Source organism: Nonomuraea sp. NPDC001699, assembly GCF_053596455.1.
This window is the reverse complement of record NZ_JBSFGF010000001.1, coordinates 18,920-39,097: the sequence shown is the minus strand read 5'-3', so window position 1 is coordinate 39,097 and position 20,178 is coordinate 18,920. Positions and strand designations below refer to the sequence as shown.

The 20,178-nt window shown below is 69.2% G+C and carries 23 protein-coding genes; 7 read left to right on the top strand and 16 right to left on the bottom strand.

What is annotated here, in order from left to right; all coding sequences use genetic code 11:
- Positions 1-31: 31 nt before the first annotated feature.
- Genes ACWCSU_RS00245 through ACWCSU_RS00230 form a run of 4 tightly spaced genes read left to right on the top strand, consistent with a single transcriptional unit; the run spans position 32 to position 3,415 of the window.
- Positions 32-940, top strand: coding sequence for an ABC transporter ATP-binding protein (locus ACWCSU_RS00245; protein ID WP_357705891.1), 909 nt, complete (start codon positions 32-34; stop codon positions 938-940).
- Positions 933-1,787 carry an ABC transporter permease gene (locus tag ACWCSU_RS00240; RefSeq protein ID WP_449932514.1) on the top strand — a complete coding sequence of 285 codons (855 nt, stop codon included), beginning with the start codon at positions 933-935 and terminating at the stop codon, positions 1,785-1,787. The genes ACWCSU_RS00245 and ACWCSU_RS00240 overlap by 8 nt, the downstream gene beginning before the upstream one ends.
- Positions 1,784-2,698 carry an ABC transporter ATP-binding protein gene (locus ACWCSU_RS00235; protein WP_364085775.1) on the top strand — a complete coding sequence of 305 codons (915 nt, stop codon included), beginning with the start codon at positions 1,784-1,786 and terminating at the stop codon, positions 2,696-2,698. The genes ACWCSU_RS00240 and ACWCSU_RS00235 overlap by 4 nt, the downstream gene beginning before the upstream one ends.
- Entirely contained in the window at positions 2,699-3,415 is a 717-nt protein-coding gene (locus ACWCSU_RS00230) for an ABC transporter permease subunit (protein WP_449932512.1), read from the top strand.
- A gap of 43 nt (positions 3,416-3,458) precedes the next feature.
- On the opposite strand, the gene glmM is transcribed toward ACWCSU_RS00230, so the two are convergent.
- The 3 genes from glmM to rplM are packed head-to-tail and all read right to left on the bottom strand — an operon-like array spanning position 3,459 to position 5,801.
- The gene (gene glmM, locus ACWCSU_RS00225) at positions 3,459-4,808 is read right to left on the bottom strand and encodes a phosphoglucosamine mutase (protein WP_357705895.1); all 1,350 of its coding nucleotides are present in this window, start codon (positions 4,806-4,808) and stop codon (positions 3,459-3,461) included.
- 1 nt (position 4,809) lies between these two features.
- The gene (gene rpsI, locus ACWCSU_RS00220; protein ID WP_125644639.1) at positions 4,810-5,331 is read right to left on the bottom strand and encodes a 30S ribosomal protein S9; all 522 of its coding nucleotides are present in this window, start codon (positions 5,329-5,331) and stop codon (positions 4,810-4,812) included.
- A 26-nt stretch (positions 5,332-5,357) separates the two neighbouring features.
- Positions 5,358-5,801 (bottom strand): 50S ribosomal protein L13, encoded by a 444-nt coding sequence (gene rplM, locus ACWCSU_RS00215; RefSeq protein WP_125644641.1) that lies wholly within the window; start codon positions 5,799-5,801, stop codon positions 5,358-5,360.
- A 322-nt stretch (positions 5,802-6,123) separates the two neighbouring features.
- Between rplM and ACWCSU_RS00210 the strand changes: the two genes are divergently transcribed.
- The 3 genes from ACWCSU_RS00210 (at position 6,124) to ACWCSU_RS00200 (ending at position 11,188) form a co-directional block, all read left to right on the top strand.
- Positions 6,124-6,888 carry a CAP domain-containing protein gene (locus ACWCSU_RS00210; RefSeq protein WP_364085765.1) on the top strand — a complete coding sequence of 255 codons (765 nt, stop codon included), beginning with the start codon at positions 6,124-6,126 and terminating at the stop codon, positions 6,886-6,888.
- 54 nt (positions 6,889-6,942) lie between these two features.
- A complete protein-coding gene (locus ACWCSU_RS00205; protein ID WP_357705897.1) occupies positions 6,943-7,938 on the top strand; it encodes a hypothetical protein in 996 nt (331 codons plus the stop codon).
- A gap of 1,330 nt (positions 7,939-9,268) precedes the next feature.
- A complete protein-coding gene (locus ACWCSU_RS00200) occupies positions 9,269-11,188 on the top strand; it encodes a hypothetical protein (protein ID WP_449932508.1) in 1,920 nt (639 codons plus the stop codon).
- Here the strand turns inward: ACWCSU_RS00200 and truA are convergent.
- The 13 genes from truA to secY form a co-directional block, all read right to left on the bottom strand.
- Complete coding sequence (gene truA, locus ACWCSU_RS00195) at positions 11,153-12,031, bottom strand: tRNA pseudouridine(38-40) synthase TruA (RefSeq protein ID WP_449932506.1); 879 nt, start codon at positions 12,029-12,031, stop codon at positions 11,153-11,155. The two genes, ACWCSU_RS00200 and truA, sit on opposite strands and share 36 nt — an antisense overlap.
- Before the next feature lie 80 nt (positions 12,032-12,111).
- Positions 12,112-12,657, bottom strand: a complete 546-nt coding sequence (gene rplQ / locus ACWCSU_RS00190; RefSeq protein WP_357705900.1) for a 50S ribosomal protein L17 — start codon at positions 12,655-12,657, stop codon at positions 12,112-12,114.
- 160 nt (positions 12,658-12,817) lie between these two features.
- A complete protein-coding gene (locus tag ACWCSU_RS00185; RefSeq protein WP_043623495.1) occupies positions 12,818-13,834 on the bottom strand; it encodes a DNA-directed RNA polymerase subunit alpha in 1,017 nt (338 codons plus the stop codon).
- 105 nt (positions 13,835-13,939) lie between these two features.
- Positions 13,940-14,566 (bottom strand): 30S ribosomal protein S4, encoded by a 627-nt coding sequence (gene rpsD / locus ACWCSU_RS00180; RefSeq protein WP_352327498.1) that lies wholly within the window; start codon positions 14,564-14,566, stop codon positions 13,940-13,942.
- A 23-nt stretch (positions 14,567-14,589) separates the two neighbouring features.
- A complete protein-coding gene (rpsK, locus tag ACWCSU_RS00175) occupies positions 14,590-14,994 on the bottom strand; it encodes a 30S ribosomal protein S11 (protein WP_020542285.1) in 405 nt (134 codons plus the stop codon).
- Positions 14,995-15,036: 42 nt separating this feature from the next.
- Positions 15,037-15,417 carry a 30S ribosomal protein S13 gene (gene rpsM, locus ACWCSU_RS00170; RefSeq protein ID WP_125644650.1) on the bottom strand — a complete coding sequence of 127 codons (381 nt, stop codon included), beginning with the start codon at positions 15,415-15,417 and terminating at the stop codon, positions 15,037-15,039.
- A 215-nt stretch (positions 15,418-15,632) separates the two neighbouring features.
- Positions 15,633-15,746, bottom strand: a complete 114-nt coding sequence (gene rpmJ, locus ACWCSU_RS00165; protein ID WP_003956441.1) for a 50S ribosomal protein L36 — start codon at positions 15,744-15,746, stop codon at positions 15,633-15,635.
- A 24-nt stretch (positions 15,747-15,770) separates the two neighbouring features.
- Positions 15,771-15,992, bottom strand: coding sequence for a translation initiation factor IF-1 (gene infA / locus ACWCSU_RS00160; RefSeq protein ID WP_012887858.1), 222 nt, complete (start codon positions 15,990-15,992; stop codon positions 15,771-15,773).
- 273 nt (positions 15,993-16,265) lie between these two features.
- Positions 16,266-16,643 carry a hypothetical protein gene (locus ACWCSU_RS00155; protein WP_357705901.1) on the bottom strand — a complete coding sequence of 126 codons (378 nt, stop codon included), beginning with the start codon at positions 16,641-16,643 and terminating at the stop codon, positions 16,266-16,268.
- Positions 16,644-16,751: 108 nt separating this feature from the next.
- Positions 16,752-17,177, bottom strand: a complete 426-nt coding sequence (locus ACWCSU_RS00150) for a DUF1707 SHOCT-like domain-containing protein (RefSeq protein ID WP_364085733.1) — start codon at positions 17,175-17,177, stop codon at positions 16,752-16,754.
- 18 nt (positions 17,178-17,195) lie between these two features.
- A complete protein-coding gene (gene map / locus ACWCSU_RS00145) occupies positions 17,196-18,005 on the bottom strand; it encodes a type I methionyl aminopeptidase (RefSeq protein WP_357705903.1) in 810 nt (269 codons plus the stop codon).
- Between the two features lie 126 nt (positions 18,006-18,131).
- Positions 18,132-18,782, bottom strand: coding sequence for an adenylate kinase (locus ACWCSU_RS00140; protein ID WP_357705904.1), 651 nt, complete (start codon positions 18,780-18,782; stop codon positions 18,132-18,134).
- Positions 18,782-20,086, bottom strand: coding sequence for a preprotein translocase subunit SecY (secY, locus tag ACWCSU_RS00135; protein WP_357705905.1), 1,305 nt, complete (start codon positions 20,084-20,086; stop codon positions 18,782-18,784). The genes ACWCSU_RS00140 and secY overlap by 1 nt, the downstream gene beginning before the upstream one ends.
- Positions 20,087-20,178 lie beyond the last annotated feature (92 nt).

Sequence of the window (20,178 nt, the reverse complement as noted above, 5' to 3'; positions counted from 1 at the left end):
CGCCCACCCCGCGACGGGTAGGGTCCGCCACATGCACATCCTCGCCACCGAGGGGCTGACCAAACGCTTCCCCACCGTCACCGCGGTCGACGGGCTCACGGTGACCGTGGGATCCGGCGTCACCGGTCTGGTGGGGGCGAACGGCGCGGGCAAGTCGACACTGATCAAGATGCTGCTCGGCCTGCTGCCGCCCAGCCAGGGCGCCGCGCGGGTGCTCGACCTCGACGTGACCGCGCAGGGCGCCGAGATCCGCCGGCTCGTCGGCTACATGCCCGAGCACGAATGCCTCCCTCCCGACGTCTCCGCGACCGAGCTGGTCGTCCACCTCGCCAGGATCTCCGGGCTGCCGCGTACGGCCGCCCGCGAGCGCGCCGCCGACGTGCTGCGCCACGTGGGCCTGGCCGAAGAGCGCTACCGCCCGATCGGCGGCTACTCCACCGGCATGAAGCAACGGGTCAAACTGGCCCAGGCCCTCGTGCACGACCCCAAGCTCGTCTTCCTCGACGAGCCCACCAACGGGCTCGACCCGCGCGGCCGCGACGAAATGCTGACGCTGATCAGGCGCATCGGCACCGAGTTCGGCATCAGCGTGCTGGTCACCTCCCACCTGCTGGGCGAGCTGGAACGCGTCTGCGACCATGTGATCGTCATCGACGGCGGCCGCCTGCTGCGCTCGTCGGCGATCTCGGAGTTCACCCAGGCCACCCAGACGGTCACGGTCGAGGTCGAGGACGGCCTGGAGCCGCTGGCCCGGCGGCTCACCGAGACCGGCCAGACCGTCTCCCAGCAGGGCCGCCTGCTGGTGGTCAAGGTGCTCGGCCCCGAGACCTACGACGCCATCCGCGACGCCGCCGTCGACCTCGACCTGTGCCTCATCCGCCTCGAACAGGGACGCCACCGCATCGAGGACGTCTTCAGGGAGGAGACGGCCAGTGTCTGAGATCTACGACATCGGCTACCGGCACTACGACGGCCCCCGCATGGGCGGCGCGTACGCCACCCGCGCGCTCACCGTCCACAGCCTGCGCGGCGTCTTCGGCCTCGGCCGTCCGGCGCGCAGCAAGATCGTGCCGTTCGCGCTGGTCGTCATCATGCTGCTGCCCATGGTGGTGTCGATCGCGTTCATGGCGCTGGCCAAGCAGCGCGGCATCCCCTACAGCGGGTACGCCGTCGTCATGCAGGCCGTGGTGGCCATCTTCCTGGCCTCCCAGGCCCCCACGGTCGTCGCCCCCGACCTGCGCCACCGCGTGCTGCCCCTGTACCTGTCGCGGCCGATCTCGGTCTTCCAGTACGTGACCGCCAAGGTGATCGCGATGACCGCCGCGCTGTTCCTGCTGGTCGGCGGACCGCTGACGCTGCTGTGGATCGGCGAGCTGGTCGTGGACATGCCGGGGCCGCCCGCCACCGGCGAGTACGTCGGCGCGCTGCTCATGGCGCTGGTGCTGGCGCTGCTGCTGTCGGCGTTCGGCCTGGCCCTCGCCTCGTTCACGCCGCGGCGCGGGCTGGGGGTGGCCTCGGTGATCACGGTCTACCTGCTGTCCTCGGCGTCGGTGCCGCTGCTTTACGGCACGATGCTCAACACCGGGAACGAGTCGGGGGCCGCCTGGGCCTGGTTGATGAACCCGTTCTGGCTGGTCGACTCGGTGCAGTCGTGGCTGTTCGGCACCCCGTCCCACGCCGACGGCCCGTACCCGAACGGTCCCGCCTCGGCGGCGATCCTGGTGGTGCTGATCGGCGTCGGCCTGGCTGCTCTCGCGCTGCGCTACAGGAAGGCGGCCTCGCGATGAGGATCGAGCTCTCCCAGGTGTCCCGCTGGTACGGCAACGTGGTGGCGGTCAACGACGTGACCATGACGATCGGTCCCGGCGTCACCGGCCTGCTCGGGCCCAACGGCGCGGGCAAGTCGACGTTGCTGCACATGATGGCCGGGTTCCTGGCGCCGTCCGGCGGCTCGGTCACGCTGGACGGCACCCAGGTCTGGAAGAACCACCACATCTACCGAAATATCGGTCTGGTCCCGGAACGCGAGGGCGTGTACGGGTTCCTCACCGGCTGGCAGTTCGTCCTGTCCGCCGCCCGCCTGCACGGCCTCCCCGACCCCGTCGAGGCCGCCCGCAAGGCCCTGGCCACGGTCGAGATGGAGGAGCCGAAGGACCGCCGGGTGGAGACGTACTCCAAGGGCATGCGCCAGCGGGTCAAGGTGGCCGCCGCCCTCGTCCACGACCCGGCCGTCCTGCTGCTCGACGAGCCGTTCAACGGCATGGACCCGCGCCAGCGCCTGCACCTGATGGACCTCATCCGCGCCATGGGCACCGCGGGCAAGACGATCCTGTTCAGCTCGCACATCCTGGAGGAGGTCGAGCGGGTCGCCCAGCACATCGAGGTCCTGGTGTCGGGCCGGCACGCCGCCTCGGGCAACTTCCGCGAGATCAGACGCCTGATGACCGACCGGCCCCACCTGTTCGTCATCCGGTCCAGCGACGACAGGAAGCTCGCCGCGGCCCTGATCCGCGACGAGTCCGCCGGCGGCATCACGCTCCGCCCGGACGGCCTGGAGGTCCAGGCGACCGAGTTGCGGCGCTTCGCCCGGCTGCTCCCCCGCGTCGCCCGCGACGAGGGTGTGCGCCTGCACCAGGTCTCCCCCGCCGACGAGGACCTGGAGAGCGTCTTCGCCTACCTGATCAACAGGAGCACCTGAATGAACACCGTGGTCGCGGGCATCACGTACCGCTCACTGCTCGGGCGTCGCCGCATCATCCTGCTCCTGCTGCTCCCGCTGGCCCTGATCGCCCTGGCCGTGCTGCTGCGCGTGGCGACCGGCGCCGACCAGAAGCTGGCCGTGGACCTGATGAAGGACTTCGCCATCAAGGCGATGCTGCCGCTCCTGGGGGTCATCGCGGGCACCGGCGTCATCGCGCCGGAGATCGACGACGGCACCGTCATCCACCTGATGTCCAAGCCCATCTCCAGGCCCGTGATCGCCCTGACCAAGTTCGGGGTGGCGGCCTCGCTCATGGCCGTGTTCGGGGCCCTGCCGACGTACGTGGCGGCCTGGATCCTGGTGGGCGGCGAGGACGGCATCGCGGCCGGCTTCGCCCTCGGCGCCCTGATCGCCGGCATCGCCTACGCCGGGCTCTTCCTGCTCCTCGGGGTCGTGACCAAGCACGCGGTCACGATCGGCGTCATCTACGCCCTCGTCTGGGAGGTCACCGTGGTGAGCGTCATCGAGGGGGCGGGCAAGTTCTCCATCCAGGAGTGGGCCATGGCCATCGCCGACCAGATCTCCGACTCGCCCTTCCTGGGGGCGAAGGTCGCGATGGGCTTCGCCGTGCCGGCGCTGGTCGTCGTGACCGTGGGCGCGGTCTTCTGGGCCGGCCGCAGGCTGCGGGTGTTCGCCCTCACCGGCGACGAGTAGCGGCCCGGCGGGTACGGCGCGCGGCCGTACCCGCCCAGGCGCGTCAGGAGGCGCAGGCCGTACGGACCACGTCGGCCAGGCGGCCCGCCACCTGGTTGGCGTGCTCCTCGGAGGCGGCCTCCACCATCACCCGGATCATGGGCTCGGTGCCGCTCGGCCGGATCAGCACCCGGCCGGTCTCCCCCAGCTCCGCCTCGGCCTCGGCCACGGCGGCGATGAGCTCGGGCACCGACGCCTTGCCCTTGTCGACGTCCTTGACGTTGATCAGGATCTGCGGCAGCGGGGTCATCACCGAGGCCAGCTCCTTCAGCGGGACGCCCGACTTGGCCACCACGCCCAGCAGGTGCAGCGAGGTGAGCAGGCCGTCGCCCGTGGTGGCGTGGTCGAGCAGGATGACGTGGCCGGACTGCTCGCCGCCCAGGTTGAACCCCTCGGACTTCATGCGTTCGAGGACGTAGCGGTCGCCGACCGCGGTCTCGATCACGGTGATGCCGGTCTCGCGCATCGCCAGCTTGAAGCCCAGGTTGGACATGACGGTCGCGACCACGGTGTCCTTGGCCAGCTGGCCGTCGCCGTGCATGGCGGCGGCGAGCACCGCCATGATCTGGTCGCCGTCGACGACCGTGCCCGTGTGGTCGACCGCCAGGCAGCGGTCGGCGTCGCCGTCGTAGGCCACGCCCAGGTCGGCGCCTCTGGACACGACCACCTGCTGGAGCTTGTCCAGGTGGGTGGAGCCGTGCCCGGCGTTGATGTTGAGCCCGTCGGGTCTGGCGCCGATGGCCTCGACCCGGGCGCCCGCACGCACCAGCGCCTCGGGCGCGACCATGTGGGCGGCGCCGTGCGCGCAGTCGACCACGATGTGCAGGCCGTCGAGCGCGGCGGTCATCGTGGTCAGGACGTGCGAGATGTAGCGGTCGGCCTCGCCGTACGCGTCGCGTACGCGCCCGACCCCCGAACCGACGGGGAAGGACCAGTTCTCACCGAGCCGGCGCTCGATCTCGTCCTCGACCACGTCGGACAGCTTGAAGCCGCCCCTGGCCAGGAACTTGATCCCGTTGTCCGGCGCCGCGTTGTGCGAGGCGGACAGCATGACGCCGAGGTCGGCGCCGAGAGCGGCGGTGAGATGGGCGACGGCCGGGGTGGGCAGCACGCCGAGGCGCAGCACATCCACTCCAGACGCCGCGAGGCCGGCGACCACTGCGGCCTCCAGGAACTCCCCGGAGGCTCGCGGGTCCCGGCCCACGACGGCCACGGGACGACGCCCCGTGGCCGCGAACGCGCCCGCATCACCGAGTACGTGGGCGGCCGCCACGGACAGATCCATGGCCAGCTCGGCCGTGAGGTCGCGACCAGCGACCCCACGTACCCCGTCGGTGCCGAAGAGGCGCGCCAATTTAGCGCTTGCTGTACTGCGGAGCCTTGCGGGCCTTCTTGAGGCCGTACTTCTTCCGCTCCGTGGCGCGGGCGTCACGGGTGAGGAAGCCGGCCTTCTTCAGCGGCGGCCGGTTGACGTCGACGTCCAGGATCGCCAGGGCGCGGGACAGGCCCATGCGCAGCGCGCCGGCCTGGCCGGTGACGCCGCCGCCGTCGATGCGCGCGATGACGTCGAACGCCTCTTCGGCGCCGAGCACCACGAAGGGCTCGTTGACGATCTGCTGGTGGACCTTGTTGGGGAAGTAGACGTCCAGCGAACGACCGTTGATCGTCCACTTGCCGGTGCCGGGGACGATGCGCACGCGGGCGATCGCCTCCTTGCGGCGACCGGTGCCGTACGAGTTGCCCGTGGTGACGGGCTTGCGCACGGGCGCGTCAGCGCTGGCAGCGGACTCGGTGGTGTACTCGGACGGGAAGTCCTCGCCGGAGAATTCCTCCAGCTCGGTCTCGACGACCGTCTCGACACCGGTGGGCTCAGCCACGGTTCTCCTCTAACTCTTTCGAACTACTACTGGGCGATCTGGGTGATCTGGAACTGCACCGGCTGCTGGGCCTGGTGCGGGTGGTCGGTACCCGCGTAGACCTTCAGCTTCTTGGCCATCTTCCGGCCGAGGGAGTTCTTCGGCAGCATGCCCTTGACGGCCTTCTCGACGGCCTTCTCCGGCCGCTTGTCCATGAGCTCGCCATAGGTGACGGAACGCAGACCGCCCGGGTAGCCCGAGTGACGGTACGCCTTCTTCTGCTCACGCTTGTTACCGCTCAGCGCGATCTTGTCGGCGTTGATGACGATGACGAAGTCACCGGTGTCGACGTGGTTCGCGAAGATCGGCTTGTGCTTGCCGCGGAGCAGGTTCGCGACGTGGCTGGCCAGCCGGCCCAGCACGACATCGGTCGCGTCGATGACGTACCACTGACGCTGGACGTCGGCGGGCTTCGGTGAGTACGTGCGCACGGTCGTAGCCTTCTTTTGCTCGCGTCTTCGGCGCTGTCGGATGCGACAGCTACATGGGTCGGTCGGTGCGGGCACACGGCAGCCCGGACCTTCCGTCTCCCGAGCCCGATGGGCTTGATGATGGGAGATGACGCCGGACGCGCCGCGCATCGGTCACGCTGGACCTATGCACACAACGAACGATTAGGTTACCCGCCTGAAGGCGCGCAGGTCAAAAGACCGGTAACCCTGCACGAGTCTACCCGACGACAGAACGGTTCCATTTCGTTTCCCTGGGATCCCTTCTTTCCCGGTACCCGACATCTCTATCGTTAGCTGCGGTATGTGGCGGAACTCTCACACCCGGCAAACCCAGCGGGGCGCGCGGCGCCGGAACAGCCTGGGCGTGCTGACCTGCCTGATGGCCGCGTTGTTCACAGGCGTGCTGCTCGGCCGGCTGTCCGACGACGTCGAGCCCACCGCGCACATCTACCTCAACGAGACCGCCCCGCCCGCCGCGGCCACCGCGCGCCCCGCCCCCACCACGGCGCAGAAGGCCCGGCCCGAGCTGGACCGCATCCCGCGGCAGGCCACCACGGTCAGGACGCCGCGCGGCAGATCCACCCCCAAGCCCACGAAGACCCCGGAAGGGCAGATCGCGGGCTTCGACGCCAAGGGCGACCCCACCCAGGTGTTCACCGGCGGCGGCGACGACCAGGCCAAGGTGATCCCCGGCATGGCCGCCCGGGTCATCACGCTCACCAACGCCGCCCGCGCCGAGCACGGCTGCGGCCCGCTGCGCGTGGACGGCAGGCTCGCACGCTCGGCGCGCCAGCACTCGCTGGAGATGGCGCGTACCGGGCAGCTCGCCCACAACTCCCCCGACGGCGCCTCCCCCTGGGACCGCATGGACCGCGCCGGCTACCACTGGGGCGCCGCCGAGAACATCGGCAACGGTTACAGCACTGCCGAGCAGGCCGTACGCGGCTGGCTGGACAGCCGCGACCACCGCAGGAACATCCTGGACTGCACACTCAAGGCCATCGGCGTCGGCGTCGCCTCCGGACCGGACGGCCCATGGTGGACCCAGGACTTCGGGACCCGATGACGAACATCACGGTAATGTCTCCGCATGGTTTCCAACGGCAATGAGGAACGTGGCATGGACAGCGGTCCCCGCCGTTCGCGTAGAGACCGCGCCGCCGGGGCCGAGACCACTCAGCAGTCACCGCAGGCCCCGCCGTACGCGCAGTCCTCGTTCGGGCAGTCTCCGTTCACACCGGCCCAACAGCAGCAGCCGCCGACCGGGCAGCCCGGACAGCCGCCGCTGAGCGGGCCGACGCCGCCGGCCGGGCAGTCCGCCCAGTCGCCGGACTCCGGGCAGCCGACGCAGGTGTCGCAGGCGCAGCAGAGCAGGGTCGGCTGGAGCCCCTACGACGAGGGCCGGCGCTCACGCGCCCCGCTGTGGTTCGCGATCGGCGGCGTCCTGCTGCTGGGCCTGCTCGGCGGCGGCCTGGCGATGATGTGGAACGCGGGCAGCCCCAGCACGGCCGAGGCCGGCGCGCCCACCCGTACCTCCGCGCCGCTCCCGTCGGCCCCGCCCGGCAAGTACGGCTTCGCGGCCGACCGCAAGACCGACCCCGACCCGATCACGGTCAAGGAGATCTTCGGGTCGGCGAAGAAGTTCACCGTCTCGGGGCGCGGCTACGAGATGACGGTCACCAGCAAGGACAAGAAGTGCACCGACGGCGCCCTGGGCGACAAGCTCCAGAAGGCCCTCAAGTCCGGCAAGTGCACCCAGTTCCTGCGGGCCAGCTTCCGTGACAAGGCCGGCAAGGTGATCGGCACGATCGGCGTGGCCAACCTCAAGACGAGCGGCACCGCCACCAAGGTGGCCAAGGTCGGCGACGCGAGCAACTACGTCAAGCCGCTGGCCGGCAAGGACAGCGTCACCAAGATGCTCGGCTCGGGCAGCGGCGGCGCCAAGATCTCGACCCACGGCCACTACGCGATCATGGTGTGGTTCCAGAACAAGGACGGCAGCAAGCCGGACAAGAAGGGATCAAAGCGTATCTTCGAGGCCATCAAGGACCTCACCGACGCGACGGTCTTCAAGGCTCTGGACAGCCGGTCGATGACGGGGAGCGCGCTCAGCTGAACCGGCATCACGGTCGATAACCCCTCAAAGGGGATGGCGGTTCCCGTTGGGAACCCCCATACCGACATAACGATCTCGCTACTCTCGCTAGGCTCGCCCTATGCGTGGCCAGGAACCCGGGTCTGAGCACGATCGCAGGGAAGCCGACCGTACGACCGCATCACCGATGCCACCGCCGAGTTTCGGCCGCATCGGGGGCGGCGTTCCGTCGGCCATCACCCCGTCCGACGAGCCGACCGGCGACGAGACGCGGGTTCCGCGTGGCACCCCACCGGAGCCCGCCGAGTCGTCCGCCGGCGTACAACCGTGGGAGGTGGCCGGCGACGACTCGGCCCCCTACGACTGGTTCGCCGACGACGCCCCCGACCCCGCCCCCTCTTCCGCCCCCACCAAGCCCCCCTACGGAACCGGCGCCCCCTCCGGCCCCGTCACGGGCGGCCCGTCCGGCACACCGGGGCCCACCGCCTCCGGTCCCGGCGAAGAGACCGTCACCGCCTCCCGCCCCCCACACAGAGGGGACGCCCCCACCTGGGCCCCCGGAACTCCAGCCACGCCCACCCCTGGCTCCAACGCCCCCGGCACGTTCGCCGGTGCGCCCACCGCGGCGTCCGGCCCCCTTGGCGCCCCCGCCGGCATCTCCGACCCCGCCGGTGCCCCCGACTGGGCCATCGACGCCCCCACGAGACCCGCCTGGGCTCCCCACATTCCCGAGGACCCCACAGGGCCGCCCCGATCGTCCGACCGACCCGGCTGGACCCCGGGCACCTCCCACGAGGCCGGCCGGCCCCCCGGCGCCTCCCCCGAGTCCGGTTCGACCCCTGAGCAGCCGCCCGCAGCCCCGGGGCGCGCACCCGGAGCGCCCAGCCAACCCGCGTGGGTCCCCCCCGACCAACCCGGGCGAACTCCCGCCTCCCCCGGCCAAGCCGCATGGGCCCCCGGAACCCCGCACAACACCGGACGAACCGACGGAGCTCCAGGCCAACCCGCATGGGCACCCGCCCCTCCCGAGGAGACCGGCCGAGGCCCCGGAACCCCAGACCAGGCAGCATGGGGCCCCAGGGCGTCCAACGAGACCGGCCGAAGCGCCGGGCCCGCCGACGCGCCCGCCTGGCCTCACCCCGCCTCCGACGCGCCTGCGTGGCCTCCTCGCACCTCCGACACGCCCGAGTGGGTTCCCAGCGCGTCCGACGAAGCCGCCTGGACGCCCAGAAACGCCGCCGAAGCCACCTGGGGTCCCCAGCCTGAGGACGACGCCTCCTGGTCCGCCGCCCCCGCGCAGTGGGCCGCCACCCCGGAGGAGGACCCTCCCGGCTGGCCCGCCAAGCCGGTCGTGCCCGGCGCGCCGCCGTGGGAGCCGCCACCGGCGTTCACGGCCGCCGCCGCGGGCCTGCAGGTGTGGCCCGCCCCGGTCGCCGACCCGGACGTCATGCCCCCCTGGCCCGCCGCCACGGGCGAACTGGTGGCCGAGCCGGACAACGACGACCCGGCCACGGGCGAACCCACCGCCCGCTTCCCCACCACCCCGACCGTCCACCCCGTCGATGCACCGACCAGCCCGTCGGCCGCCGGGGCCGACACCATCGGCACCGCCGCCACCGGCGCGCCCGGCGACCGGCACGCCGCCGAGCCCGCGTTCCCCCGCGACCCCGACGCCACACTGCCCGGCCGCAACCCCGCGCCCCACACAAACCCGGCACCCCACCAACCCGACACCCCGCCGTACAGCCCGGATGCCACGCCGTACAGCCCGGACCCGGCGCCGTACGCGCCGGACCCCGCGTCGTACGGCGGTTCCGACGCAGAACCGTTCAACGGCGGGGGCGCAGGGTCGTACGACCCCGATGCCACCCGCCCCGGCGGGATTCCCAAAGCGGCCCACTACTTCGACCCCGAGGCCGCCAAGCGCGAGGCCGCGGCCGCCGTCCAGCAGCACGCCGCGCCCGCCCCTCCCCACGGGGACGACCCGACGGCCCAGGACACCCCGCCGCAGGGCATGCGCGCGTCCGACCCCCGCGAGGAACCCACGGGCCCCATGCGGACGGCCCACTACGTCGAGCCCCACCCCACCAACCCGACGGGACGCCCCCCAGAGCCCGGCGACGTGCCCGTATGGCCCCCCGCGTCCCCTGTGCCCCCCGTGCTCCCCGCCGAGGAGAGGCTCCGGGAGGAGGTCCACGCGGAGGAAGGCCGCGAGGAGGCGAACCAGCGCACGTCCGGCCACACCCCGACGACGCACCCAGAAGGCGCACGCCCGGCGGACCCCCACCCCGAGCCCAGGCACCCAGCCGAAACGGCCTCAGCGGACCAGCCCGCCGACGACGAGCGTCCATCAGACCAGCGCCCGGACGAGACACCCGCCACGGACAAACTCCCCGACCTGCCCTTCAACCAGGACCTGTGGAGCAAGAGGCCCAGCACCGCCCTGGACCTCCCCACCCCGCCCGCCGGCACCCCCACCTTCCCACCCGGCGCGTTCAGGCAACCCCCGTTCCAGATCCCGCCCCCGCCGCCCCCCGCCCGGGGCAAGAGCAAGCGGGCCCTGCTCGTCACCCTCGGCGCCCTGGCCCTGGCAGGCGTCGCGACCGGCGGCTTCTTCGCCTACCGCGCCCTGAACACCGCCCCGCCGGCCGCCACGACCGCGGGTCCCCGCCCCACCCCGCCCACGTTGCTGCCCAGCACGGAGCTGTCCAGCAGCCCGCCCGCCGACGTCCCGGGCTCGTCGATGCTGAACTCGGAGGAGACGGACCCGAAGAAGATGTCCCTGACGGAGGCCTTCCCGAAGAAGAAGGTCTCGGCGGCCGGCGTGACGTTCACCAGGGTCAAGACCGACACGGAGACGAGCTGCGACAAGGCGGCGACCGGCGCGTTCGCCGACGCGCTGAGCGAGCGGAAGTGCAGCCGGATCATCCGCGCCACCTACGTCGACAGCAAGCGCCGCTGGGCCGTGACCACCGGCATCGCGGTGCTGCCGACCAAGGAGGACGCCACCCTGACCGACCAGGCCAAGAACCTCTCGCGCAACATCTGGTTCCGCGCGCTGCCCGGCGCGAAGGGAAGCGGGGGCGAGCGCGTGTCCATCGCCGGCGGCTACGCGGCCGGCCTGGTGTGGGGCAGGTACATCGTCTTCAGCTACGCCACCCACGTCGACGGCCACACCCCGGACGCCAAGGACAAGACGCTGGCCAAGGTCAGCGGGGCGTTCAGGGACCAGACCTCACTCGTCCTGGAGCGCCGCGTCACCAAGGGCTGAGAGCGTGCGGACCCGCCGCGTGGCCGCTGCCCGCGCGGCGAGTTCGTCCGCCGCCGGGTAGCCCACCTCCTCCAGGCACAGCCCGTGGGCGGGCGCGACGTGCACCCCGGAGTCCCGTACGGCCCGCGTCAGCACCTGGCCGGGCCACTCCACCGGCCGGCGCCCGTCGCCGGCGGCCAGCAGGGAGCCGACCAGCGCGCGGACCATCGAGTGGCAGAACGCGTCCGCCACGACGGCGGCCACCAGCACGCCGTCCGCCTCGCGCGTCCACTCCAGGCGTTGCAGCTCCCTGATCGTCGTGGCGCCCTCGCGCTTCTTGCAGAACGCCGCGAAGTCGTGCTCGCCCACCAGCCGCCGGGCGGCCTCGTTCATGGCGTCGAGGTCCAGCGGACGGCTGTGCCAGACCACCTCGTGCCGTCGCAGCGGATCGGCCCCGCCGGCCGTGTCGCACACCCGGTACGCGTACCGCCGGAACATTGCGGAGAACCGGGCGTCAAAGCCCTCAGGAGCCACCGAGACCCGATGAACGCGTACATCCAAGGGCAGAATCCCACCCAGCCGCCGGACGAGCGCAGAGAGCCGCTCATCGAGCTCCAGGGGCCCGCGGTTGCCGTCGAGCTCGGCCAACGACGTGACCGGCACGTCCACGTGCGCCACCTGCCCGCGCGCGTGCACGCCCGCGTCAGTGCGCCCCGCCACTGTCAGCGCGGCGGGCTCGGCCAGGCGCAGGATCCGGGTGAGCCCCAGCTCGATCTCACCCTGGACGGTACGGCGACCGGGCTGCCTGGCCCATCCGGAGAAGTCGGTCCCGTCGTATGCCAGATCCAGGCGGAGCCGTAGCACGATCGTCCCTTTCGCGTTCACGGAAAAGGGCCCGGACCCCCGCGAAGGGGATCCGGGCCCGATTCAACCAGCCTGAGAGATCAGGCCTCGTCCTTCTTCGCCTCGGCCTCGGCGGCCGGAGCCTCCTCGGCGGCAGCCGGGGTCTCCTCGGCGGCGGCCTCAGGAGCCTCGGGGGCCTCGGTCTCGGCGACCTCGGTCTCCTCGGCGGCCGGAGCCGGAGCGGCAGCGGCGGCCGGCGCCTCGGCGCGGCGGGTGGTGACACCGTTCAGCGGCTCGGACACCAGCTCGATGACGGCCATCGGAGCGTTGTCGCCCTTACGCGCGCCGATCTTGGTGATCCGGGTGTAACCACCCGGACGCTCGGCGAACGTCACCGCGATCTCGGTGAACAGGTGGTGAACCACGCCCTTGTCCCTGACCACGGTCAGGACCTGGCGACGGTTGTGGATGTCGCCCTTCTTCGCCTTGGTGATCAGGCGCTCCGCCAGCGGACGAAGGCGCTTGGCCTTGGTCACCGTCGTGCGGATCTTGCCGTGGCGGAACAGGTCCGTGGCGAGGTTCGCCAGGATCAGCCGCTCGTGCGCCGGGCTGCCGCCAAGACGTGCACCCTTGGTGGGCTTGGGCATTGCTTTCTCCTCTTGGGTTAACCCGCCCCGGCCGTACCAGGTACCGGAGTCGGGCCGGCCGCAATCATGGCGACTGGGCCGTTACGTTCGTCACGCGCCGAGCGGTCGGACCACTCGGCGCGTGCGGGGCACGTGCGGAGACGGGGTCTCCGCACGAAGCTCAGTACTGCTCGGTCTCGACGTACGCGCTGTCGTCGTCGTCGTAGCCGCCGCCGGCCACCGCGCTCGGGTCGAACCCGGGCGGGGAGTCCTTGAGCGCCAGCGACATCTCGTGCAGCTTCTGCTTGACCTCTTCGATCGACTTGGCCCCGAAGTTCCTTATGTCGAGAAGGTCCTGCTCGCTGCGGGCGACGAGCTCACCCACGGTGTGGATGCCCTCGCGCTTGAGGCAGTTGTAGGAGCGAACGGTCAGGTTCAGCTCCTCGATCGGCAGCGCCAGGTCGGCGGCCAGGGCGGCGTCGGTCGGCGACGGGCCGATGTCGATGCCCTCGGCCTCGACGTTGAGCTCACGGGCCAGGCCGAAGAGCTCGACGAGGGTCTTGCCGGCCGAGGCCACCGCGTCGCGGGGCTTCATGGCGGGCTTGGTCTCGACGTCGAGGATGAGACGGTCGAAGTCGGTGCGCTGCTCGACTCGGGTCGCCTCGACCTTGTAGGTGACCTTGAGCACCGGGGAGTAGATCGAGTCGATCGGGATGCGCCCGATCTCCTGGCCCGGCTGCTTGTTCTGGGCGGCGGAGACGTAGCCGCGACCGCGCTCGACGGTCAGCTCCATCTCCAGCTTCGCCTTGCCGTTGAGCGTGGCGATGCGCAGCTCGGGGTTGTGCACCTCGACACCGGCCGGCGGCGCGATGTCGGCGGCGGTGACCTCACCCGGGCCCTGCTTGCGCAGGTACATCACGACCGGCTCGTCGTGCTCGGAGGAGACAACCAGCTCCTTGAGGTTCAGGATGATGTCGGTGACGTCTTCCTTGACCCCGGGAACGGTCGAGAACTCGTGCAGCACGCCCTCGATGCGGATGCTCGTCACGGCCGCGCCCGGGATGGACGACAGCAGCGTGCGGCGCAGCGAGTTGCCGATGGTGTAGCCGAAGCCCGGCTCCAGCGGCTCGATGACGAACCGGGACCGGGTCTCGTCGATCGACTCTTCGAGAAGAGTCGGACGCTGAGCGATCAGCATGGTGTGGGTTCTCCCCTTGTCGTGTGGCGCCCGCTATATGACGCCACTCCGATAAACAGTCTAGTTCGGGCACGGAAATCCGCACCCGAACTAGGACGTCAGTGACTACTTGGAGTAGTACTCGACGATGAGCTGCTCTTGGACCTGGGTGTCGATCTGCTGGCGAACCGGCAGCTGGTGGACCAGGACGCGGAGCTTCTCCGGCACGACGCCGAGCCACGCGGGAACCGTGCGCTCGCCCGCGGTCGCCCGAGCGACCTCGTACGGCAGCAGGTTGCGCTTGGTCTCGCGGACCTCGATGATGTCGTGCTCGCGAACGCGGTACGACGGGATGTCGACCTTCTTGCCGTTCACCAGGATGTGGCCGTGGCGCACCTGCTGGCGGGCGGCGTCACGCGACTGGGCGAAGCCGGCGCGGTAGACGACGTTGTCGAGACGGCTCTCCAGGATCTGGAGCAGCACCTCACCCGACTTGCCGCTCTTGCCCGCGGCCTCCTCGTAGTAGTTGCGGAACTGCTTCTCGAGGACGCCGTAGATACGACGGGTCTTCTGCTTCTCGCGAAGCTGAAGCTGGTACTCGGACTCCTTGGGGCGTCCGCGGCCGTGCTCACCCGGCGGGTAAGGACGGATCTCGATGGGGCACTTGGCGGACTCGCACTTGCTGCCCTTGAGGAAGAGCTTTGTCTTCTCGCGACGGCAGAGCTTGCAGTCCGCGCCCGTGTAACGAGCCATTTCTCAATATCTCCTGGGGAAATTCAGACGCGGCGGCGCTTCGGCGGACGGCAGCCGTTGTGCGGGACCGGCGTGACGTCCTGGATCGAACCCACCTCGAGGCCGGTGGCCTGGAGGGAGCGGATCGCGGTCTCACGGCCGGAGCCGGGACCCTTGACGAACACGTCGACCTTGCGCATGCCGTGCTCCATGGCGCGGCGGGCGGCGTTCTCGGCGGCCATCTGGGCGGCGAACGGGGTGGACTTACGGGAGCCCTTGAAACCCACGTGGCCGGCGCTGGCCCAGGAGATCACGTTCCCGTTCGGGTCGGTGATCGAGACGATCGTGTTGTTGAACGTGCTCTTGATGTGGGCGTGCCCGTGAGCGACGTTCTTCTTTTCCTTGCGGCGCACCTTCTTCGGTGCACCCTGACGGCTCTTAGGAGGCATTGTTTGCCATTACTCCTGAGATCTTCGGTCCGCGGCTGTGGACTACTTCTTACCGGGCTTCTTCTTACCGGCGACGGTCTTCTTCTTGCCCTTACGGGTACGCGCGTTGGTCTGCGTGCGCTGACCGTGGACCGGAAGGCCCTTGCGGTGCCGGATGCCCTGGTAGCAACCGATTTCGATCTTGCGACGGATGTCGGCCTGGACCTCGCGGCGCAGGTCACCCTCGATCTTGAAGTTCGCCTCGATGTAGTCACGCATCGGGACGAGCTCGGTGTCGGAGAGCTGGTGCACGCGGAGGTCGCCGCTGACACCGGTCGCCTGGAGGATCTCCTGGGCGCGGGTGCGGCCGATTCCGTAGATGTAGGTGAGAGCGATCTCCAGCCGCTTCTCGCGGGGGAGGTCGACGCCAACCAGGCGAGCCATGGTCGGGCATTCTCCTTCTTTTGAGCGGAGGTCTTGCGCCGCACTACCCCTCCCCATGCCCGGGGTGAGGGCCCCGGCCTCCGACCGGGGGTCTCCTGAGAGGTACGGATCGCTCCGCCTGCTCAGGTGCGAGACGCGATTACTGTCGCAGGCTCCTCATACGTCGAGCCCGCTCCCTGAAATTCGGGGCGGACTCGGAGAAACCTTGCGTACGACTAGCCCTGACGCTGCTTGTGGCGCAGGTTGTCGCAGATCACCATGACGCGACCGTGCCGGCGAATCACCTTGCACTTGTCGCAGATCTTCTTGACGCTCGGCTTTACCTTCATTGTCCTTCGTGTTCCTCAGACGTCTTACTTGTATCGGTAGACGATCCGCCCGCGACTCAGGTCGTAGGGGCTCAGTTCAACGACTACCCGGTCGTCAGGAAGAATCCGGATGTAGTGCATCCGCATCCGTCCGCTGATGTGGGCCAGGACCTTATGGCCGTTGTCGAGCTGCACCCGGAACATGGCGTTCGGGAGCGACTCAACCACAGTGCCCTCGATCTCGATGGCGCCGTCTTTCTTGGCCAAAATCCCTCGCGTTTCACTGATCGGTCGTCTGAGGCTACGGTTCACTAAGCAGCCGCGACCTCACGCTTCGAAGAGAGCGGCGATCGGCAAAGACCGCCGACGCGTGATAGTCATAGTGAGCCGACTAAGGAGTGTACGACACCTGAGCCAAAAACGCGAAACGCGTGCCAGGTGTCCTGACACAACCATGTAAGAGTCTACCCCACGGCTCCTACTCCTAAGACCGTACGACGGAAGGCCCGCCGGAGAGGGCGGGCCTTCCGCGAGGCGTTCCTAATAGATCCGGTGCCGGTCACCGCAGTACCTGACCGAGCCGCCCCAGCAGGTCCAGGTGTAGATCTTCTTGATGTCCCGGCCGGACCAGGTCTCGTCGTGGTTCCCGTCCCACTTCTTGAAGAACTGGTGCCAGCTCCCGTTCGCGTAGTACCGGAACCACACGTAGCCGAACTTCGGCGTGGACTCCCTGCCGTACCAGTGGGTGTAGACCCTGCCGTGCGACCGGTACGTGCTCCCGTGGGTGGACGCCTTGTGGTTGCCGGCGTAGAACGTGCCCCACCCGCCGGACGAGGCCGCCTGCGCGGCGGGGGCGACGGCGAGACCGGTGACGGCGATCGAGCCGGCGAGGGCGGCGGCTGCGAGGACCTTGCGCATCTGATTCCTCCGTGAATCGTGTTCCTGACACGGCTCACGCTAGGAACGACCGCCCTCACGCACTGCGGAGGAATACACACAGTGCATTACGGCACAAACGGCTCCGGACTAGTCGCGCTTCTGCCCGTTCCCGAAGATCGTGCTCATCAGCAGGATCGCGCCCCACGGGCCCATCACCCACAGCGGCCACGGGTAGATCATGTGGCCGGTCGAGATGCCCACGATCAGCCAGATCACCCAGTTGACGGCGCTGGCCGCGGCCCAGGCGCCCCAGGCCGCCCGCATGCCCGGATGGAGGTTGCCACGCGTCGCGGGCACGGCCTCGGGCTTGGCGGGCCGGTGGCGCAGGTCGACGTCGGGCAGGTCGGCCGTCAGCTTGGCCAGGTCGCCGTAGGTCTTGCTCTTGTAGAGCTCTTCGAGCCGCTCGTTGAACTCGTCCATCGTGATGCGGCCCTGCGCGGTGTGCTCGCGGAGGATGGCGGCGACCCGATCGCGGTCGACGTCCGAGGCACGCATCTCGGGGCTGTTCGCCATTCCCACCACTCCCGGGGGTCAGAGCTGAAGGTGACGCAGGCGCTCTTCGCCGCCGTCCAGGGCGGTAAGCACCCAAGGTCCATTATGTGTCACCGCGACGCTGTGTTCGAAGTGTGCCGACGCCTTCCCGTCGATCGTCACCACCGTCCAGTCGTCGGACAGCACGCGCGTGCGCTCGGTGCCCAGGTTCACCATGGGCTCGATGGCCAGGCACATGCCTTCCTCCAGCAGCGGGCCACGGCCCGGCTTGCCCTGGTTGGCGATCCACGGGTCCATGTGCATCTCGGTGCCGATGCCGTGGCCGCCGTACTCCGGAGGGATGCCGAAGCGGCCCTGAGACTTCACGTAGCGCTCGACCTCGTAGCCGATGTCGGACAGGTGGCGGCCGATCTTCAGCGCGGCGATGCCGCGCCACATGGCCTCCTCGGTGACCCGCATCAGCTCGGTCAGCTTCGGGTCGACCTCGCCGACCGGCACCGTGACGGCGGAGTCGCCGTGCCAGCCCTCCAGGATCGCGCCGCAGTCGATGGAGATGACGTCGCCCTCGCGCAGCTTGCGGGCGTCCGTGGGGATGCCGTGCACCACCTCGTCGTTGACGGACGCGCAGATCGTCGCCGGGAAACCCTGGTAACCCTTGAACGACGGGATCGCGCCTTCGTCCCGGATCGCCTTCTCGGCGATGGAGTCGAGGTCGAGCGGCGTCATGCCCGGCTCGACGGAACGCCTCAGCAGATCGAGCGTCCGTCCGACCACCAGGCCGGCGGCCCGCATCTTCTCCAGCTGCTCGGGCGACTTGATCTGGATTCCGTGTCGGTTTCTCTTGAACATTGTTCGGCACCCCCCGGGGGTTCTAACGGGCCTCGTGGGAGCCCTAATTCCCCCACAATAGCCGCACACAAAAAAGGAAGGTGGCACGGATATCCGTGCCACCTTCGCAGGAGATCGTGTCCGGCGTCATCCCAGGAACGGGCGGATCGCCTCCATTGCCCGCTGAGTCACCTCTTCGACCGGCCCGGTCGCGTCTACGCCCACGAGGATGTCCTCGTCGACGTAGTACGAGACCAGCGGCGCGGTCTGCTCCTGGTAGACCTCCAGGCGGTGCCTGACGGTCTCTTCCTTGTCGTCGTCACGCTGGAACAGCGCGCCGCCGCAGGCGTCGCACTTGTCGTCCTTCTTGTCGTCGAACTCCACGTGCCAGATGCGGCCGCACTGACTGCACGTACGCCGCCCCGCCAGCCGCCGGACGACCTCGTCGTCGTCCACGACCAGCTCCAGCACCAGGTCGAGCTCCAGACCCCAGTCCTTGAGCATGTCGCGCAGGATCTCCGCCTGTGCGACGTTCCTCGGGAAGCCGTCGAGCAGGAACCCGTCCTGCGCGTCGTCCTCGGACAGTCGGTCGCGGACCATGGCGATGGTGACCTCGTCGGGCACGAGATCGCCACGGTCCATGTAGGTTTTGGCCAGCTTGCCGAGGTCCGTGCCGCCCGAGACGTTGGCACGGAAGATGTCACCTGTCGAGATCTTCGGGATGGACAGGTTCGATGCGATGTACTGGGCCTGAGTCCCCTTACCCGCTCCGGGGGGCCCGACGAGAACGAGACGCACTACCGCAGGAAACCTTCGTAGTTACGCTGCTGCAGCTGGCTCTCGATCTGCTTCACCGTGTCCAGGCCGACACCAACCATGATCAGAATGCTCGTCCCTCCGAACGGGAAGTTCTGGCTAGCCCCGGCCACCGCCAGCGCGACGATCGGGATCATGGAGATCAGACCCAGATAGAGCGCGCCGGGCGCGGTCAGACGGGTGAGCACGAAGTTCAGGTATTCAGCCGTCGGACGGCCGGGACGGATGCCCGGAATGAACCCACCGTACTTCTTCATGTTGTCGGCGACTTCAGCGGGGTTGAACGTAATCGACACGTAGAAGTACGTGAAGAAGACGATCAGCAGGAAGAACGTGGCCATGTAGACCGGGTGATCGCCTCTGACCAGGTACTGGGAGATCCACTGGACGACCGCGTTGTTCGAGGTCGGGAAGAGCGAGGTCAGCAGCTGCGGCAGGTAGAGCAGCGACGAGGCGAAGATGACCGGGATGATGCCGGCCTGGTTGACCTTGAGCGGGATGTACGTCGAGGTGCCGCCGTACATCCTGCGGCCCACCATGCGCTTGGCGTACTGGACCGGGATGCGGCGCTGCGCCTGCTCGACGAAGACCACAGCCGCGATCATGAAGACACCGACGACCATGACCACCGAGAAGGTGAACTTGTTCGCGCGGAAGATGTTGGACAGCTCGGACGGGAAGACCGCGACGACCTGCGTGAAGATCAGGATGGACATGCCGTTGCCGACGCCGCGGTCGGTGATGAGCTCACCCAGCCACATGATCACCGACGTGCCGGCCGTCATGATGATGACCATCGTGACGATGCCGAAGATGTTGTCGGGGTCGAGCAGGACGTCCTGCTGGCAGTTCGGGAACAGCTGACCGGAACGCGCGAGCGCGATGAAAGCGGTCGACTGGAGGATGCCGAGGCCGATGGTCAGATAACGCGTATACTGCGTGATCTTGGCCTGACCCGCCTGGCCTTCTTTCTTGAGAGCCTCAAGACGTGGAATCACCACGACGAGCAGCTGGAGAATGATGCTCGCGGTGATATACGGCATAATGCCCAGCGCGAACACCGACAGCTTCAGGAGCGCACCACCACTGAAGAGCTGCACCATCCCATAGATGTTGCCGGTGGCTCCGTTACGGGCCTGATCGAAACAGGCCGCGAGGTTCTGGACGTGAACTCCCGGAGTCGGAAGAACCGAGCCGAGACGGAACAGCGCGATGATGCCCAGGGTGAAGAGCAACTTCTTGCGCAGGTCCGGTGTCCGGAACGCCCGGGTAAACGCGGTCAGCACGGTCCCTCCTGCGCGCCTTTATGGCGATGTGAGTATGCGGTGGTGCGGGGATCTGCCATGTCAAGTCTCAGTCAAACGAGCCGGACAGAATC